Annotated in this window: 11 protein-coding genes and 1 other RNA gene; 5 read left to right on the top strand and 7 right to left on the bottom strand. The window is 68.1% G+C overall.

Features of this window, described 5'->3' with window-relative positions:
* Position 1: 1 nt before the first annotated feature.
* Positions 2–1,087, bottom strand: a complete 1,086-nt coding sequence (locus NHL51_RS00565; RefSeq protein WP_434140981.1) for a substrate-binding domain-containing protein — start codon at positions 1,085–1,087, stop codon at positions 2–4.
* A gap of 240 nt (positions 1,088–1,327) precedes the next feature.
* Between NHL51_RS00565 and NHL51_RS00560 the strand changes: the two genes are divergently transcribed.
* Together NHL51_RS00560 and NHL51_RS00555 are read left to right on the top strand one after the other, a co-directional pair.
* Positions 1,328–2,077: a GntR family transcriptional regulator gene (locus NHL51_RS00560; protein WP_434140980.1), complete on the top strand. Its 750-nt coding sequence runs from the start codon at positions 1,328–1,330 to the stop codon at positions 2,075–2,077.
* A 64-nt stretch (positions 2,078–2,141) separates the two neighbouring features.
* Positions 2,142–3,803, top strand: coding sequence for a DNA repair helicase XPB (locus NHL51_RS00555; RefSeq protein ID WP_434140979.1), 1,662 nt, complete (start codon positions 2,142–2,144; stop codon positions 3,801–3,803).
* Between the two features lie 212 nt (positions 3,804–4,015).
* Here NHL51_RS00555 and NHL51_RS00550 read toward each other — a convergent pair whose 3' ends face one another.
* The 3 genes from NHL51_RS00550 to NHL51_RS00540 form a co-directional block, all read right to left on the bottom strand.
* Complete coding sequence (locus NHL51_RS00550) at positions 4,016–4,993, bottom strand: class C sortase (RefSeq protein WP_434140978.1); 978 nt, start codon at positions 4,991–4,993, stop codon at positions 4,016–4,018.
* A gap of 136 nt (positions 4,994–5,129) precedes the next feature.
* Complete coding sequence (locus NHL51_RS00545) at positions 5,130–6,602, bottom strand: SpaH/EbpB family LPXTG-anchored major pilin (protein WP_434140977.1); 1,473 nt, start codon at positions 6,600–6,602, stop codon at positions 5,130–5,132.
* A gap of 138 nt (positions 6,603–6,740) precedes the next feature.
* Positions 6,741–9,395: a SpaA isopeptide-forming pilin-related protein gene (locus NHL51_RS00540; protein WP_434140976.1), complete on the bottom strand. Its 2,655-nt coding sequence runs from the start codon at positions 9,393–9,395 to the stop codon at positions 6,741–6,743.
* A 291-nt stretch (positions 9,396–9,686) separates the two neighbouring features.
* Between NHL51_RS00540 and NHL51_RS00535 the strand changes: the two genes are divergently transcribed.
* The 3 genes from NHL51_RS00535 to NHL51_RS00525 all read left to right on the top strand — a co-directional run bounded on the left by NHL51_RS00535 (position 9,687) and on the right by NHL51_RS00525 (position 14,675).
* Entirely contained in the window at positions 9,687–12,284 is a 2,598-nt protein-coding gene (locus NHL51_RS00535) for a LuxR C-terminal-related transcriptional regulator (RefSeq protein ID WP_434140975.1), read from the top strand.
* Positions 12,285–12,355: 71 nt separating this feature from the next.
* Complete coding sequence (locus NHL51_RS00530) at positions 12,356–13,057, top strand: response regulator transcription factor (protein ID WP_434140974.1); 702 nt, start codon at positions 12,356–12,358, stop codon at positions 13,055–13,057.
* Position 13,058: 1 nt separating this feature from the next.
* On the top strand, positions 13,059–14,675 hold the full coding sequence (locus tag NHL51_RS00525) for a sensor histidine kinase (protein ID WP_434140973.1): 1,617 nt from the start codon (positions 13,059–13,061) through the stop codon (positions 14,673–14,675).
* Positions 14,676–14,810: 135 nt separating this feature from the next.
* On the opposite strand, the gene ffs is transcribed toward NHL51_RS00525, so the two are convergent.
* The 3 genes from ffs to NHL51_RS00510 form a co-directional block, all read right to left on the bottom strand.
* Positions 14,811–14,907: signal recognition particle sRNA small type (gene ffs / locus NHL51_RS00520), an RNA gene on the bottom strand.
* A gap of 22 nt (positions 14,908–14,929) precedes the next feature.
* Positions 14,930–17,011 carry an ABC transporter ATP-binding protein gene (locus tag NHL51_RS00515; RefSeq protein WP_434140971.1) on the bottom strand — a complete coding sequence of 694 codons (2,082 nt, stop codon included), beginning with the start codon at positions 17,009–17,011 and terminating at the stop codon, positions 14,930–14,932.
* Positions 17,011–18,747, bottom strand: coding sequence for an ABC transporter ATP-binding protein (locus NHL51_RS00510; RefSeq protein ID WP_434140970.1), 1,737 nt, complete (start codon positions 18,745–18,747; stop codon positions 17,011–17,013). Before NHL51_RS00510 ends, NHL51_RS00515 begins: the two co-directional genes overlap by 1 nt.
* Between the last annotated feature and the right edge of the window lie 137 nt (positions 18,748–18,884).

The following is an 18,884-nucleotide window of genomic DNA, read 5'->3' as shown; positions in this document are numbered from 1 at the left end:
GTTACGGGAGTGCAGGAACCTGGACGTCTTCGCCCTTGAGCAGAGCGGCGATGGCGGCATCGGTCGTCGCCTCATCCCATGCGTTCGCGGCGTACTCGTCGACGCTCAGCGCATCGACCCAGTAGTCGAGGTTGTCCTGGGTCACCTGCACGAGAGGCAGTACGACCTGATCGGGTACCTTATCGCCGCGCTCCTTCGCCAAAGCGACGTAGATTGCCGCGACTACCTGTCCGGGGTCGGTCAGTGCTGCGAACGAGCCGTTGTCGATGCCGCGTTCCTTCCAGAAGCTGAGCGACTTGCCATCGGTGTCGAAGACGACGACGGGGATGTCGCGACCTGCCGACTCGAAGGCCTGGACGACGCCCATGCCGCCGATGCAGCCGGGGACGGCCGCGATCTCGGGCATCGAACCGAGGATTGCGACGATCTCCTTCTGCGCGGTCGGCGAATCGCAGAAACCATTGACTTCGGCGACCACCTTCACGTCGGGGTAATCCGCAAGGATCTCCTGCTGACGGGCGTAGAAGGCCTCGTCCGGCTGAGAACCGATCACGCCGCGGTTGAGGATGATATTGCCCTTTCCGTCGATGGCATCGAGGGCGGGCTGGAGCGAATCTGCGCCCCACTGCGAGTAATCATTGCGAACGACCGTGCCGCAGCTCGTATCCATGTCGGCGTCCAGGATGACGACATTGATACCTGCAGTGCATGCTTCTTCGACCACGGGGATCAGCGCCGTCGAAGAAGCCGGAATGACCATCAATACATCCGGGTTCTGCAGCATGAGACTGCGGATCTGCGACGCCTGCTCGGTCGCGCTGTTCTCGCCGGGCGCGTTGACGACCGAGAACTCCGAGACGACGCCGTCTTTCTTGAGCTGTTCAGCGGTCTTCTCGAACTTGTCGATGAGAGTGAGGCGCCATCCGTTGACGAAGCCGTTGGACAGGGCGATCTTGAGTCCTTCCGGCTCGCCGTCGGCAGTCTCGGAACCATCGCCCGAGCCACCTGCACAACCTGTCATGAGCAATGCTGCAGTCGTGAGCGCCGCCACGCCGCTGAGCACCCGTCGGGTGAATGTGAACTTCATTGTTTTGCCTCCTGGGCTCGCGCCTTCGCGGTCTGGGTCAGATCTTCCACGAACCGCGTCACTCGACTTTGAAGCGCACGCAGCCTTAAGATCCTTATAGTTACCAACTTGTCATGACGAGTTGGTAGTGATCAGATTATGGGCGGCGCACCCGGCTGTCAACTTTGCGAAGATAACGATTCCGCAATGTACGCTCGAGTTGGGTTGCCGCCCTGGCCAGTCATTGAACGAAGGAGCCACGTGCCGAACACTCCGACAGCGGCAGCGCTCGATCGCTCCGCAGCCACACCGCTCTGGCATCAGCTCTCGGTCGTGCTGCGCGAGACCATCAAGTCCGGCAACTTGCAACCGGACCAGGCGCTCCCCTCCGAGGCCGAACTCATCGATCGCTACGGCGTCTCTCGTACCGTCGTGCGCGAAGCGCTTGCCGACCTCGTTCGTGCCGGCCTCATTTACAAGGTGCGCGCTCGCGGTTCATTCGTCTCGCCCCAGCGCCCAGACCTCAAGTTCATCGGCTCCCTCATGGGTTCGTCGGCCGACCTCGCAGCTACCGGGAGGCTGATCACGACGAACGTCATCGAGTTCCGCGCTTCGACTGCGGATGCGGTCGAAGCCGAGGAGCTGAAGCTCGAAGCCGGCAGTCCGGTATGGCGGCTTCGCCGCCTGCGCTCGGTCGACTCGACCCCCTGGCTGTTGGTCGACACGGTGCTACCGCAAGCGCGCTTTCCCGGACTCAAACGCTCGAACCTCGAGAACCGCTCACTCTACGAGCACCTGCGCCGCCATATGGGCGTGCGACCCAGCGGCGCCGACCGCTGGATCGGTGCCGTACTGCCGAGCCAAGACGACGCCACACTGCTGCAGCTGCAGCCGAATGAGCCCGTACTCTCGATCGAGTCGGTCGTCTGGGACGAGCAGGGAGTGCCGTTCGAGCGCTATCACGCTCTGCACCGCAGCGGCGAGTCGCGCTTCTACGTCGGCATTCGCTGACAACGGCCGGCGCAGCCGAGCTGCGCCGGCGCCGCGAGCGCGCGAGCGGGTAGACTGGATCGCTATGACTCTCGGGCCCCTCATCGTCCAAAGCGACCACACGCTCCTGCTGGAGGTCGCGCACCCGGATGCCGAAGAGGCACGCCACGAGCTCGCGGTCTTCGCCGAGCTCGAGCGCGCACCCGAGCACATCCACACCTACCGCGTCACGCGCCTCGGTCTCTGGAACGCGCGCGCCGCGGGCCACACGGCAGAGGACATCCTCGACACCCTGAACCGCTACGCGAAGTTCCCGGTGCCGAGCGGCGTCGCGAGCGAGATCGCCGACACCATGCGCCGCTACGGCCGTCTCACCATCGAGCGGGCCGGCGCCGACGAGTTCGGCGGCGAGCACGAGGGCGCGCTCGTGCTCCGCAGCGACGAGCCCGCCATTCTGCGCGAGGTGTCGAGCGCGAAGAAGATCGCCCCGCTGCTGGGCAACAGGCTCGACGACCGCACCTTCCCGGTCGAGGCGTGGGCGCGCGGCGAGCTCAAGCAGCAGCTCGTGGCGCGCGGCTGGCCTGCGGAGGATCTCGCGGGCTACACACCCGGCGAGCCCTACGGCATCGAGCTCGTCGAGACCGACGAGTGGCATCTGCGCGACTACCAGGCGAAGGCCGTCGAGGCGTTTCAGCGCGGCGGATCGGGCGTCGTCGTGCTGCCGTGCGGAGCGGGCAAGACGATCGTCGGCGCGGCATCGATGGCGGCGCTCGGCGCGAAATCGCTCATCCTCGTGACGAACGCGGTCTCGGCCCGGCAGTGGCGCGACGAGCTGCTGCGCCGCACGAGCCTCACCGAAGACGAGATCGGCGAGTATTCGGGCCAGGTGAAAGAGGTGAAACCGGTCACGATCGCGACCTACCAGATCCTCACCAGCCGCCGGAAGGGCGAATACGCGCACCTGTCGCTCTTGAACGCCGAGGATTGGGGCGTCATCGTCTACGACGAGGTGCACCTGCTGCCCGCCCCGATCTTCAAGCTGACCGCCGACCTGCAGGCCCGCCGCCGTCTCGGTCTCACCGCGACGCTCGTGCGCGAAGACGGCCGCGAGGGCGATGTCTTCAGCCTCATCGGCCCGAAGCGCTACGACGCGGCGTGGAAGGACATCGAGGCGCAGGGCTTCATCGCGCCCGCCGCCTGCTTCGAGGTGCGCGTCGACCTTCCCGAGAGCGAACGCATGGATTATGCGGTCGCCGAAGACCAGGATCGCTACCGTATCGCGTCGTCGACGACGGTGAAGCAGCAGGTCGCCCAGCGCATCATCGCGAAGCATCCGGGCGAGCAGGTGCTCGTCATCGGCCAGTACATCGACCAGCTCGAGGCGATGTCGGAGGCGCTCGGCGCCCCGCTCATCACGGGGCAGACCCCGGTCGACGAGCGCGAGCGCCTCTTCCAGGCGTTCCGCACCGGTGAGGAGCGCATTCTCGTCGTCTCGAAGGTCGCGAACTTCTCGGTCGACCTGCCAGATGCGTCGGTCGCGATTCAGATCTCGGGGTCGTTCGGCTCGCGCCAGGAGGAGGCGCAGCGCCTCGGGAGGCTGCTGCGCCCGAAGTCGACCGATGTGACGGCCTCGTTCTACACGCTCATCGCGCGCGACACGGTCGACCAGGATTTCGCGCAGAACCGTCAGCGGTTCCTCGCCGAGCAGGGGTATGCGTACACGATCCTCGACACCGATGATCTGTAACAGGGTTCACCGCCGGGCCTGAGACCCTGCAGGTCGCGGCCCGGCGGTGAACGGAGCACTGACCGGATCGCCCTTTCGGCGGCGCGGCACTTGGGGAAACCGCGCGACGACCGTGCATCCGTGTGCTCTCTTCCGCGGCGCGGCTGAGGAAAATGGGGGCCTGAGCCGGCCGGGTTCGATCGGGCGTGACGAAGCGCGCCCGAAGCCTCGAATCATCCGTCCATGATGATGCCGCCCTTCGCGGATGCTGCGGTGCCGGGCTCGGGTCGTGCAGCGCGCGGCCGGCCCGCCTGCCAGACGTAGGCCGACAGCAGGGCGACCGCCGCCAGGGCCCCGACGGCCCACCACGGGAACCCCGGGATGCCGGGCCGGTGCTGGGCGCGCTCGATATCGGCGGCCGGCGTCGGGGTCACGCGCTCCCCTGTGACGATGATGCGCTGCGTGTTCAGGCCGAGCGGGGTGCAGGTGACGAGCGTCACCAGGTCCCGGTCGGCCTGCGCCCGGATCGATTCGGTGTCTTCGGGCTCGATGACCCGTGTCTCGATGACTCGGTAGGTGAGCACCTGATCGAGCACCGACACGGTGAAGGTGTCGCCGGCCTTCGCGTGGTTCAGGTCGGTGAAGAGCCTCGCAGAGGGCAGCCCCCGGTGCGCCGTGAGCACCGACCGGGTACCGATGCCGCCGACCGGGAGCGAGGTGCCCTCGAGGTGGCCGACGCCCGTGCCGAGGGTGTCGTCGCTCGTGCCGTGGTAGATCGGCAGATCGATGTCGAGGGAGTCGTAGCTGAGCCGCCCCATGAAGCCGGTGCCCGAGCTGTTCAGCAGTTCGTCGTAGGCGTCTTCGCCCATCGGCTGATCGCCGTCGCCGACGGGCACGCGCGAGTGCGCCGCGAACAGTGCGCCGCTGGCGAGCGAGTCGTTGTACTCGTGCGCCCGGGCGAGCTGGTCGGCCCGGAACTGCGCGCCGTTGTTCGGCGGCAGGTCGAGCTCGGCCTGCGAGATCTCGATGATGCGCGACTGGTCGAGCTGGGAGAACCAGGCGGCGGTCGACGGGTAGAGGAAGACGCAGAACCCGACGAGCATCACGAGCCCGGTGATGGCCTGCAGCCAGGGGAACCGCCAGGTGCCGGCCGACTGCTGCGGTGGCCGCGCGTCATGATGTTCGCGCGGAGCCAGTGTCGAAAGACTCATCTGCTGCTCCTCTCGGCTACCTCGTGCGCCTGTGCGGGAACGGTCTCGGGTGGCGAATCCTCCGATTCGCCACCCGAGTTCAGCGGGGTGAGCGGCACCCGGGCCGGATGCGACGGCTCACACCGCCGCTACCCGATCAGAGCGACCCCTTGCAGTGTCGACGCGACACCAGCAGCGTTCCGGCGCCGAGCGCGATGATCGCGATGCCGCCGATCGTCATGGCGAGGGTGCCGGTCGAACCGGTGAGCGGCAGCGCCGGGCCCGGCTTCTTGTTGTTCACGACGGTGAAGTTCGCCACGTTGACGGTGCCCGGCTCGATCGAGACGGGGTTCGTGATGGACGTACCGACGGTGTGGCCCGCGGGAATCACGGTCTCATATACGCAGTAGTCCTTGGACGGGTCGGTGAGTTCGCCGGCGTTCGAGTTCGCGACCCACAGGCCGAGCGGCGAGGCCGGGGTCACGCCCGTCCACTGCACGACGCCGTTGTCATCGGAGACGCCGGTGGCGACTGCGCCGCTGCCCGGAGCTTCTGCCGGGCAGCTCGCCCCCATCTCGAAGACCTGGAACTCGGCCCCCTCGAGCCCGCGAGCCGGGGTCGAGTTGTCGTTCTTCTGGATGTTCAGCTGCCCCCAGTAGGTGTGGGGGAAGTCTTCGCCGGGAACGACGGTCCCGTTGAAGCTGCTCTCGTAATCATCGTTCACGATGTGGCCCGACTCCGATACCGTCGTCACCTGGGTGACGAGCGTGATGGTGATGTCGCCGCCCTGGTTCGCGTCGAGCGCGGCGAGGCCGGTCGCACCGAAGCTCCAGGTCGTGGCCCCGGTCACGGTGTAGTCGTCGCCCTCGGTGAGCGTCTCACCGCCCACCTCGATGGTCGAGCTCGTGTAGGCCAGGCCCGCGGGCAGCGTGTCGGTCATCGAAGCGGTCGTGAACGTCTCGTCGTTGTTGAACGTCGGGATCGGCACGGTCAGCGTCCAGGTCACGTTGCTGCCGATGACCAGTGCGTCGGGCCGGTCGGAGATGACTTTGCTCGGAGCCTCGGAGAGCTGGTTCTTCGGGTCGGCGACGACGTCGTAGTTCCAACCGTCGCCGGATGCGCCGTTCGACGTCGGGATCGAGACGTAGAAGTTCGGCACCGGCGACACGATCGGGTGGTCACCGGAGCCGGTCTCCACGACGTAGTAGACGCCGACGCCCAGGTCGAAAATCGCCTGCCCGTCGACCGTCGACTCGACCTGCTGGGTGCCGGTCAAGCAGAGGGGATCGGCGGGCGCGGTCGGCGCGCTGTCGAACAGCTCGGGCAGCCCGTCCCAGTTGTCGGCATCCGTGAGGTCGAGCGCGACGCAGGCTCCCCCGACCGTATGACCGACCTGGGTGACGGTGAACTCCACGCCGTCGAGCAGGTCGGCGGGGTCGGGCGTCGGGGTATGCGCACCCGAGTACTTGTTGATCGTGAGGGTACCGGCCGTCGGCGCGCCCGGCTGGTCGGGCGCCGGCCCGGTGACGGCGTTCGCCGCGGTTCCCATCGCCACTGCCCCGGCGAAGACCAGGGCGAGGGCCCCGATCCCTGCAGCCGTGCGGTGGAGCACTGCACTCTTCCTACTCATGTCGTTCACTCTCTTCTGGATTCGTTCTCTGGCTCCGTCGCTGGAACCGAGCGGTACGGGTACGGGTCGTCTCGGGCGGCCGGGAGAGCGAGCGATACTCGCCTCGGGTCTCGACCGGCCGCGGTTCGCGGGGGAAATCTAGACGACCTCCTCGCGTCGACGGCGCAGCATGAGCACGCCTGCGGTGGCGAGGCCCGCGAGCATCACTCCGCCTCCCGCGAGCGCGTAGAAGTCGCTGCCGAGACCGCCGCTCATGGGCAGTGCGGGGCCAGGGATCGGGAGGTTCACCACGGCGTTGCCATCGAGCCCGGCGATCACGCCTTCGAGCGAGCCTTCGCCGATCGTGAAGGGGTGCGCCGTGGTGTCCGGGATGTAGCCCGCGGGCGCCTTCGTCTCTCTCAGCGTGTAGTCGCCCCAGAGGAGGTTGTCGACGGAGAACTTCCCGACGTCGGTATAGGTGCAGGTCGGCTCGGTCGTCGGTACGGCGCTGCCGGTGCAGGTCTCAGCCGACAACTGCATCGTGGAGAAGCCGGTCGGGCCGGTCAGCTCCCATTCGGAGCCGGCGAGCGCCGCACCGCCGCCGTCGACCTTCGACCACGCCACCGAGCCGAGTACGCGCTCGGTCCGGTTCGTCACGGTGATGGTGGCGAGGCCGCCGCTCGTCGCGATGACCGAGTCGCCGAGGCCCGGCGCCCCGTCCCACTGATAGGAGTGGTCGGTCACGACCGGCCAGTCGGCGCGGGTCTCGGATGTCACCGAGCAGGTCGAGCCGAGCAGCACCGTGTTCGATTCGTTCATCGTCCAGGTCTCGCCGGCCTTGATCGGACCCCAGGTACCGGTGGCGGTCTGCTCGCCCTCGAACGCGCAGGCCCAGCCGCCCGCATACGCGGCATCCGCGTCGGCGGTGCTGCCCTCGGGCACGACCTTGGTCACCTGGAAGCCGCCGTACAGGCGCTTCATCTGGTTCGTCACCGTGATCGAGCTCGGTGTCTGCTCGACGATGGTCACCGGCCCGGTGATCGTGGGGCTGTCCCACGCCCAACTGCCGTTCGGCAGCCCTCCGATCGGTGCATTCTCTGTAGCGGAGCATGTCGCCCCCGGCGGAATGGCCGTCGGTGCCGGGCTTCCCGTCGCCGGGGTCAGCGTCGCGGCGCCGGTGCCGGTGCGCGACCAGGTTCCCGAGGCCACGGTCTGGCTGTTCACCACGCAGGCATAAGCACCGGTGAAGGTCACACCGGAGGCTGCGCCCGCAGGGACCGTGGCGTCGAACGCCTTCACGATCGAGAGCGAGCCGCAGGTCGACGGCGGGGTGAACGGCTGCGGTGCCGCCCAGGTCTGCAATTGCAGGCCGCCGGTCCAGGCGCGAACATATGCAGTCGAACCGAACGTCGGTGGGCACCCCGGGGTGCCGAAGAGCTCGCTCGGAAGCAGGAAATCGAGGGATACCGTGTTCGGGCCGTACGTCGCTGCGTTCAGTATGGTGACGCAGTTGCTCCCGGACCAGCTGGTCGGGTAGTCCGCTTGAGAGGTATACGTGCAGATGATGGCCCGAGTATCTTGCCCTTTACTGTTCACCCGGATTGCCGTGCCGCCCAGGCTCCGGTCCGGGCGCGGCACCTGGTCCGCAGCTGGCACATCGGCGGGCCCCCAGGATTCTCCGGCAACCGTATATTCGACTACCCAGCCGAACTCACCGTTCACGCCCGTTCGACTCCAGCTCGCGGTATATCGCCAATCCGCACCGTCCGGGTCGACACTGCTGGTGAAATTGTTGATCTCGGCCTGCGGAGAAGGCGGGCCACCGGTAGTCCAAGTGCTCGTCGGATCCGCGTCATCCGATCGACCGTACGAACCCTTCGCCAGCGTACCCGGAGGGGCCGCGAGCAGATTCGCCTCGGGCGCAGCGGTCCGTGCCGCGGGGCCGGCGGGCTCCGCCGGCGTCTCGGCGGCCGGCGGTTCGGCGGCCGGCTCGGGCGTCTCTTCCGCTGCCGGTGCGAGCACCAGCTGGCCGGTTTCACCCGCATCGGCGGCCGAAGCGATCTCGGTCCACGCGGCGTCATCGCCGACCGCGAGCCCCTCGGGGGCCGCGACAGCGCGCACCCGGTACGTCTCGCCCGCGGCGACGTCGTGCACGGCCCCAGGGTCGGAGTCGTCGACGAGCTGCTTCACGAGCATCGCGCCAGGAGCGGGGTCGAGGTCGAGCCCCGCGTATCCGGCCTGTCCGATGTTGTCGAGAGCGGTGAGCGTGAGCGCCCCTGCCCACTGGCTGTCGGCGCCGTCGTCGGCGACGGAGAGGTTCTTCACGCCCTGCATCTGCACTGTCGTTCCGGGGAGCGGTGTACCCGCCGCATCGATGACGGCGAATCGCAGGTACGGCGGAGCGTCGACGGCCGCTGCGGGATCGGCCGGGTCGGTGGCCTGAGCGCTGCCGGCCGCGGGGGGCCCGGCAGGCAGCGTCTCAGGGGCTGGAACGATCGCAGGGTCTGCGGCGGGCTCTGCGACGGCGGGAGGCTCGACCACCGGCGTATCCGCAGCCGGCGCTTCCACGACCGGAGCCTCGACCACGGGCGCTTCGACCACGGGGGCCTCGACGACCGGAGCCTCGGCGGCGACGGACTGTTCGACGACCGGCGCCTCCGCCGGAGCGGTTTCCTCGGCCAGCGACGGGCTGGCGATACCCATCACCGCGAGCGACGCGACCGCGACGCCCGCGATCGCCGCCAGCGGCTTCGAGCGCGACCACCGCCTCGCACTGTGCGCACGACGGCGCGCCGATCCCTGCTCTGAGTTCACCAGTCGACGCCCCATTACGTCCTCGCCCCCAACGAATTCGAGGGTGCCCTCCCGCACCGGGGAGACGCATCCGTGTATGCATACGAACGCTAAAGAAACTCACAGCTTTCGGGATCCGGGAGAAATACGTATCTTGACAGGATTCGAATAGCGAACGCCTCAGTGCAACCAATGCGCGACCAATACGCCCGCGAAGACGCACGTGCGCGCCACCGGGCCCTCTTCGGAGATTTCTGTGCTTAACTGGGCAGCCATTCGCAGCATAGGGGGGAGCGGGACTGAGGGGGTCTTGTGCCTATCGAGCAACCGTCGGAAGCACCGAACAGCGCGAGCTCTCGGCTGCCTGCAACGACGTCGCCCCTGACATCCGAGCTGCCGAACGGCCCGCTCGAGGCTCGCATCAGCCACATCGCCGACCTGCTCGCCCCGGAGGGCGTCTGCGTCGTACTCGTCGGCGCGCCCGGCAGCGGCAAGGCGTACATCGCCCAGGCCGCCGCCCAGCACTTCGAGAAGGCGATCAGCACCCGTCTCGAGTACGTGCTCATCGGCGCGACCGAAGATCCCATCCGACCCGGCGGAGCCGGCTTCACGGGGGTGCACGACGAACTCGAAGCACTGCTCGAGCGGTTCGAGCACCCGACCGGCGAGACCGGCATGCTCGCGATCGCCCTCAACATCGACCAGTACGACTACGAGAGCACGGTGCTGCTCGAGGGGCTCGCACGCGCACGACGGGTCAGGCTCATCTGCACGGCGCGGCGCATCGCCGGCGCCGCCGACCGGCTGGCGCGCAACCCCGAGGTGATCCAGCAGGCAGTCGCCCCGCTCACGCTCAAGGAGTCGCGGGCGCTGCTCATGCAGATCTTCGAGGTCCATGCGATCGCCCCCGACCTCCTGCGCCGCTGGCACGCGGCGACGAACGGCAACCAGCACGCCCTCATCACGCTCGCCGTCTCGGCTGAGCGCCGCGGTGCGGTGCAGCGGGCACGGCGCACGGCCTGGGTGCGGCCGGAGGACGACATCGCCCCGACCGATTTCATCGACCAGCTCGGCGCGCTCACCCCGATCGAGCGCGAGACCCTCGACTTCGTGGCGTATGCGAGCCCGGTGCACGAACCGGCGCTCTTCCGGCTGCTCGACTCGGCGACGGTCAACGCACTGCTCTCCCGCCACATCCTCACGGTGCACAGCGACGCGGCCGGACAGACATCGCTGCGGACCGAGATCCCGATCGTGGGCAACGCCCTGCGCGCGGGACTGTCGCCGCTACAGCGCGTCGCGATCGCCTCCCAATGCTTCGAGGCTCTGAATCAAGACCCGGCGGCCGCGCCGTTCGCCGACGGCACCTATCTGCGTCTCGTGAAGTTCGGCACCGACAGCGGCCGCCCGCTGCCCGTCGACCTGCTGTGGCATGCGCTGCGGCAGTCGGCGCGGCACGGCGACCTGCCCTTCACGCTCACGCTGGCGCTCGCCGCGATGACGCATCCCGAGGCGCGACCGTCGGCCGAGGCCATCATGCGGGCGACGAACCTCGCCTACTTCCTCGGCGACCGAGACGCCCTCGTCGACGCGGTCGAGGCGCTCAACGCCTTCATCGCCGATGACGACCGCTTCTCGCAGGTCCCGTTCGATACGCAGGCCGGGCTCATCGTCATGTCGGTGCGCTGCCACCCGACGTACCAGAGCGATCCCGCCGCTGCAGCCGAGCACTACGACATGTGGGCGGAGCGGTGGCGTGCGCAGGGCTTCGACCCGCAGTACGTCGTCCAGTCGGCCAAGATCCGCTCGCTCACCTTCGCCGGCAGGCTGCGCGAGGCGTTCGAACTCTGCGCGCCGACCCCTGGCGACCACACCCTCGGCAGCGACCGGCACGCCATCTCGGCCCATGCGTTCGAAGCCCTGCTGCGCGTGCAGCGCGGCGAGTTCCGCTCCGCGATCGCGCTCGCCGAGAACGCGCGCCAGATCATGCTGCTGAACGACCCCGAGCCCAGTACGTCGGGCGACGTCGAGAGCTTCGCGTACTTCCTCGCCCACTGGGCGCGGGGCACGATGCAGTCGACCGACCTCGCGCTGCGCGAGTACGCGACACCCCGCGATGACGTGCGCGCCCTGCGAACGCTCACGCGCACCGTCGAGCTGTCGATCACGCTCTTCGCCGCGCAGGAGGGCCGGTGGGTCGAGGCCGCAGAGCTCATCGGCCCCATCCTCGAGCAGCTGGAGACCGACGACCCGATGCGTCTCGCATCGCTCGCGCACGCGATCGCGGCGCTCACGTATGCGACGCTCGGCGAGCATCAGAAGGCGCAGCGATCGCTGCGCCTCGCCGCCACCCCGGCGCCCGGTCTCTCGCGCACACTGTTCGGCTTCGTCGGCATCCTCTCGCTGCGTGCCCGGCACTGGCTGCGCGACCCGTCCATCAGGAGCCACGCGACCGCGCTCACCGATTGGGCCGCGGAGCAGGACCTGCCGCTCATCGAGCTCGAGGCGATCGACATCTTCGCGCACGAGGCGGGCCCGGCGGCGCAGCGCTACCTGGCGCGCGCCGAAGCGCTCGCCGCGCGCATCGACCAGCCCATCGGCGAGGTGCTGCTCACCCACATCCGCACGCTCGTGGGCAGCAGCTCGAACGACCTCATTCCCGAGGAGCGCCTGCTCTCGGAGCTCGGGGTCTGGCTGCCGCTGCCGCCCGCGGGGTCGCTGACGAGCCGCGAGCGCGAGATCGCGCTGTTCACGGCCCTCGGCTACCCGTCGAAGCAGGTCGCCGAGCGCCTGCACCTGTCGCCGCGCACGGTCGAGACCCACCTCGCCCACGTCTACGCGAAGCTCGCGATCGGCAATCGCGAGGAGCTGCGCAGCTGGTTCGCGCGCTCGCGCGAGCACGGCGCCTGAGCGATCGCGCCATCGCGCACGACCGCATCCACTGTCAGCGACTTCATAGCAAATATTCAGAGACTGGAGTCATGACTACTCAGCACAAGGGACCCCGGATTCTCATCGTCGACGACGAGCCCAGCATCCGCGAGCTGCTCAGCACGAGCCTCCGATTTGCTGGATTCGGCGTGCGGGCCGTCGCCAACGGCGCGCAGACGATCTCGGCCGTTCTCGAAGAAGAACCCGACCTCATCGTTCTCGACGTGATGCTGCCCGACATGAACGGGTTCAGCGTCACCAAGCGCCTCCGGTCGGCCGGCTACACGGCCCCCATCATCTTCCTCACCGCGAAGGACGAGACCGAGGACAAGGTCGAGGGCCTCACCGTCGGCGGCGACGACTACGTCACGAAGCCGTTCAGCCTCGATGAGATCATCGCCCGCATCAAAGCGGTGCTGCGCCGCACCATCCAGGAGGACGAGGATTCGGTGCTCAGCATCGGTCCCATCACCATGGATCAGGACACGCACGAGGTGTCCGTCTCGGGCGCCGCGGTCGAGCTCTCCCCCACCGAGTTCAAGCTGCTGCGCTACCTCATGCAGAACGCGAACCGCGTGCTGTCGAAGGCGCAGATCCTCGACCACGTCTGGGAGTACGACTTCAACGGCGACGCCGGCATCGTCGAGTCGTACATCTCGTACCTGCGCCGCAAGCTCGATCCGCTGACCGAAGAGTCGCTGATCCAGACGAAGCGCGGCTTCGGCTACATGCTCAAGACCGAATCGAAGTAGGGTGTCTCGGGCAGGGGCATCGGCTGCGGGGCAGCAGGGGGCCGGGCCGGCATCCGGCCAGGGATCGCCGACGACCCCCTCGCCCGCCCCGCCCCGCAGGCATCAGCGCGCGCGCAACTGGAGCGACCGCTGGAACGACATCTCGCTGCGCGCGAAGATCACCGGCGTCACCGTCTTCATCCTCTTCCTCGGGCTGATCGTCGCGGGCGTCGGCACGCTGTCGGTGCTGCACCCGATGCTGAGCGCCAACCAGGCGAACCGCCTCGTGCAGCTGCGCACCGACCCGACGAACGCACTCGCCCGCGGTGCGAACACGAACGCGCTCGAGCGCGCCGACGTGCTCTACGCGAACCAGCAGTACTACGTCGGCCTGTTGAACACCGACGGCGATCTGCAGTACGACAACACGCTCGGCAGCGACGCTGCGGTGCCCCAGGTGCAGGGCCTCTCGATGGACCGGGTGCTCAGTCTCGACGACGCCGTCTTCGCCCTGCACAGCGCGCAGGGCGTCGAGTGGCGCGCCGTCGTCAGGCCCATCGCAGGCCCCGACGGCCAGCCGAGCGGCACCCTGCTCATCGCCGAATCGACCGCGGGCATCAACCAGATCATCGCGAACTACGTCACCGTGTTCACGGGCTTCGGCATCGCCGTCATCCTGCTCGGCGCGGCCCTCACGCGCCTGCTCATCACGACGACGCTGCTGCCGCTCGCCGAGGTCGAGAAGACGGCCCTCGAGATCTCCCGCGGCGACTACTCGAAGCGCATCATGGTGCCGAGCACACACACCGAGGTCGGGCACCTCGGCGAATCGCTCAACGTCATGCTCGACCGGCTCGACGGGTCGCTCGAAGACCGGGCGCGCACCATCGAGCAGATGCGCCGCTTCATCGGCGACGCGAGCCACGAGCTGCGCACTCCCCTCGTGTCGGTGCGCGGCTACGCCGAGCTGTACCGCATGGGCGCGCTGCAAGACGACGAACACATCGGCCAGGCCATGGAGCGCATCGAGAAGGAGGCGATCCGCATGACCTCGCTCGTCGAGGATCTGCTCGCGCTCGCCCGCCTCGACGAGGGCCGCGCCCTCGAACGCACCGCCCTCGATCTGAACCGGCTCGCGCAGGACGCGGCGCTCGACGCCCGCGCGCAGGCGCCGGGACGCGAGGTCGCGGTGTCGCTCGATGACGCGTCGCCCGCCGTGCTCGGCGACGAGCACAAGGTGCGCCAGCTCATGACCAACCTCATCGGCAATGCCATGCGGCACACCGAGGAGGGCTCGCCGATCGAGATCGCCGTGTCGTCCGTGCCCGCCGACCCGGCCGACCCGGAAGCGACGGCCCCCGCCCCTCCGATGGCGCGCTTCGAGATCGTCGACCACGGCGAGGGCGTGCCCGAGCAGATCCGCGAGAAGATCTTCAACCGCTTCTGGCGCGCCGACAACTCGCGCAACCGCGAGACGGGCGGGTCGGGCCTCGGCCTCGCCATCGTGAAGTCGATCGTCGATGCCCACCACGGCACGGTCAGCGTGCACGAGACGCCTGGTGGCGGCGCGACGTTCCGCGTCGACCTGCCGGCGGCGGCAGCCTCGACCGAAACAGGCGTCATCGGTACCGGCGTATAGCTGACGCACCAGCGTATAGACGAGATACCGTGCTTCAGGTGCACGCTCGTTCGCGAGCTCTACGCTCGTTCAGCAGATGCGGGGCGGGTGGCGAGCAGGTGTACAGCGGTGGGGAGTCCCGCATTTGCGCTGCAAATGCAAGACTCCCCACGTACCCGCTAGAGCACAGGTACCCTTGCTTCGTTTCCGACCTGGGGGAGTTCCCTGAGATAGCGCCACGTGGGGAGCCGTACCAGCTTAGCCGATGAGCGCGATTACTCCGAACCGGGGGCGCCGGCGGGCGGTTCGGGCGCCTCCCCGACAACCGGGACCGCGCCCGTCGCCGCCGCGGCCTCCGCGAACTGCGCCTCTGCGGTTTCTTCAGCGTCTTCGCCCGCGAACTGCGCCTGGTAAAGGGCGAAGTACGCGCCCTTACGTGCCAGCAGCTCGTCGTGCGACCCCTGCTCGACGATGCGCCCGCTCTCCATCATGAGGATCATGTCGGCATCGCGGATCGTCGAGAGACGGTGCGCGATCACGAACGACGTGCGGTCGGCGCGCAACGCGCGCATCGCCTGCTGCACGAGCACCTCGGTGCGCGTATCGACCGACGAGGTCGCCTCATCGAGGATGAGCAGCGACGGGTTCGCGATGAACGCGCGGGCGATGGTGAGCAGCTGGCGTTCGCCGGCCGACAGCGACGAGGCGTTCTCCTCGATGACGGTGTCGTAGCCGTCGGGCAGCTGACGCACGAAGCGGTCGACCATCGTCGCCTGCGCCGCCGCGACGATCTCATCATCGCTCGCGTCGAGCCGACCGTAGCGGATGTTCTCGCGGATGGTCCCGTCGAACAGCCACGCATCCTGCAGCACCATGCCGACGTGGCCGCGCAGCTCGGCGCGCGACAGCTGCGTGATATCGACGCCGTCGAGCAGGATGCGACCACGGTTCAGCTCGTAGAACCGCATGATGAGGTTCACGAGCGTCGTCTTGCCGGCGCCCGTCGGGCCGACGATCGCGACGGTGTGCCCCGGGTCGGCCTCGAGCGACAGGTCCTCGATGAGCGTGGTCTCCGGGTCGTAGCTGAAGTGCACGTTCTCGAACTCGACCCGGCCCTCCGTGCGCTCGGGCAGCGAGGCGTTCGCCGTGTCGGGCTCCTGCTCCTCGGCATCGAGCAGTTCGAACGAACGCTCGGCCGAGGCGACGCCCGACTGCAGCATGTTCGCCATGCCCGCCATCTGGCCGATCGGCTGCGAGAACTCGCGCGAGTACTGGATGAACGCGGTGACATCGCCCAGCGTCATCTGCCCGGCGGTCACCCTCAGGGCGCCGACGACGGCGATGAGCACGTAGCTCAGGTACTGCACGAACTGCATCGCCGGCATGATGGTGCCCGACAGCGCCTGCGCTTTGAAGGTCGCCTGGAAGAGCTCCTCGTTACGGCGGTCGAACTCCTCGGTCATCTCGGCATCGCGGTTGAAGATGCGCACCAGCTCGTGACCGGTGAACGACTCCTCGATGTGGCCGTTCAGGTCGCCGGTGTGCTTCCACTGCGCCACGAAGAGCTTCTGCGCGCGCACGCCGACGACTCCGGCGATGATGCCCGACAGCGGCAGCGCGATGAGCGCGATCAACGCGAGCTGCCACGACACGGCGAACATCATGATCGCGATGCCGATGACGGTGAGCGCCGACTGCACGAGCTGCGAGAGCGCCTGCTGCAGCGCCTGCTGGATGTTGTCGACGTCGTTGGTCACGCGCGAGAGCACGTCGCCGCGCTGGCGGCTGTCGAAGTAGCTGAGCGGCAACCGGTTGATCTTGGCCTCGATGTCGGCGCGCAGACGGTAGACGACGCGCATGACGAGCTTGTTGAGGATGTACCCGTTCCACCACATCAGGAACGAGGCGACCAGGTAGAGCGCGAGCACGATCAGGATGAGGCGCGCGAGGGTCTCGAAGTCGATGCCCTCGCCGGGCACGACGTTCGCGCCCGAGAGCATGTCGGCGAACTGGCCCTTGCCCTCGGCGCGGGCGCCCTCGATGATCTGCTCGATCGGCACGCCCTTCGGCAGATTCTTGCCGATGATGCCGTCGAAGATGACGTCCATCGCCTGACCGAGCACCTTCGGGGCGATCACGGTCAGTACGACCGAGGCCACCACCAGCACCACGACGAAGGCGAACAACCATTTCTCGGGCGCGAGCAGGCCGACAAGGCGCTTCGCCGACGGCCAGAAGTGCTTGGCCTTCTTCGCGGGCGCGCCGCCGAACATGTCGTCGCCGTCGGGCTGGTAGTCGTCGGGCAGCTCGAACTCCTCGGTCGGAGCCGAGTTCTTCGCGTTTTTCTTACGGGCCATCAGGCTGCACCTGCCTCTTCGAGCTGCGAGCGCACGATCTCGCCGTAGACTTCGCTGCTCTCGAGCAGCTCTTGGTGGGTGCCGCGGGCGACGATCTCGCCGCCCTCGACGACGAGGATCTGGTCGGCCGCGGTAATGGTCGAGACGCGCTGCGCGACGATAATGGTCGTGGCGCCGGCGGTCGCATCGGGCAGCGCCTCGCGCAGGCGGGCGTCGGTCGCGACGTCGAGCGCCGAGAACGAGTCGTCGAAGAGGTAGACCCGCGGCCGCGCGACGAGCGTGCGCGCGATCGAGAGCCGCTGGCGCTGACCGCCCGAGACGCTCGTGCCGCCCTGCGACACCGGCGCCTCGAGCTGCAGCTCCTTCTCGCGCACGAAGTCGGCGCCCTGGGCGACGCGCAGCGCCTCCCACAGCTCCTCGTCGCTCGCGTCGCTGCGGCCGAAGCGCAGGTTCGAAGCGATGGTGCCCGAGAACAGGTACGGCTGCTGCGGCACGAGGTTCGCGGTCGCCGCGAGCTGCTCGCGGGTCAGCTGCGACACCGGCGAGCCGTCGATGGTGATGCCGCCCTGCTGCGGGTCGTAGAGCCGCAGCAGCAGGCCGAGCAGCACGGTCTTGCCGGCGCCGGTCGAACCGATGATCGCGGTCGTCTTGCCGGGCTCGGCGACGAAGCTCACGTTCTTGATCACGGGCTCCTCGGCGCCCGGGAACCCGAAGGTGACGCCGTCGAACTCGACGCGGCCCGCCTCGGGGGTCGCGACGACCGGCTGCGCGGGGAACTGCTGCGACGACTCGGTGTCGAGCAGCTCGCGGATGCGCTCGGCGCACACGACGGCACGCGGGATCATCATCGTCATGAAGACGCCCATCATGACCGCCATGAGGATCTGCAGCAGGTACTGCAGGAAGGCGGTCAGCGAGCCGACCTCGATCTGCCCTGCCTCGACGCGGTGCCCGCCGAACCACAGCACGGCGGCCGTTGCGATGTGCAGCACCATCATGATGACGGGGAACATGAGCACGAAGATGTTGCCGACCTTCACCGATACGTCGGTGATCTCGCGGTTCGCGAGACCGTAGCGTTCGGCTTCGAAGCGCTCGCGCACGAATGCGCGCACGACGCGGATGCCCATGATCTGCTCGCGGAGCACCCCGTTGATGGCGTCGACCTTGCTCTGCATGACGCGGAACAGGGGCAGCAGCAGCCAGACGAGGAAGCTCACGATCACAGCGAGCACTGCGACCGAGACCCACACGAGCCATGACATGCCCGCGTCCTCCTGCAGCGCCATGATGATGCCGCCGATCGCCATGATCGGGGCCGAGATCATGAAGTTGAAGGTCATGAGCACGAGCATCTGGATCTGCTGCACGTCGTTCGTGCCGCGGGTGATGAGCGTGCCGGCGCCGAACTTGGTCGCCTCGAGCGTCGAGAGCGAGTCGACCTTGCGGTAGACCTCTCGGCGCAGATCCCTGCCGATGCCCATCGATGCACGGGCACCGCAGTACACGGCGAGCACGGCCGAGACGACCTGGCCGAGCGAGACGAGCAGCATGAAGCCGCCCGTGCGCCAGATGAAGCCGGTGTCACCGAGCGCGATGCCCTTGTCGATGATGTCGGCGTTCATGCTGGGCAGCGTCAACGCGGCGATGGTCGCGAGCAGCTGCAGTACGATCACCGCGGCGATGTAGCCGGGGTAGCGGCGCGCATGCCGCAGAGTCAAAGTGATGAGGGCCACGCGGGCTCCTTTCCTCAAGCCGGAAAACTGTAGCAGATCGGGCGGGCCTGCGCGAGCCCCGAGTCGACGACCCCGGAGAACACCAGGGGCGGAGCCACCCGAAGGTGACCCCGCCCCTGAGAATTCGCGAAACGCGA

The organism is Leucobacter sp. gxy201 (genome assembly GCF_051043335.1).
In the GTDB taxonomy this organism is placed as follows: domain Bacteria; phylum Actinomycetota; class Actinomycetes; order Actinomycetales; family Microbacteriaceae; genus Leucobacter.
This window is presented reverse-complemented; position numbering and strand designations above follow the sequence as displayed.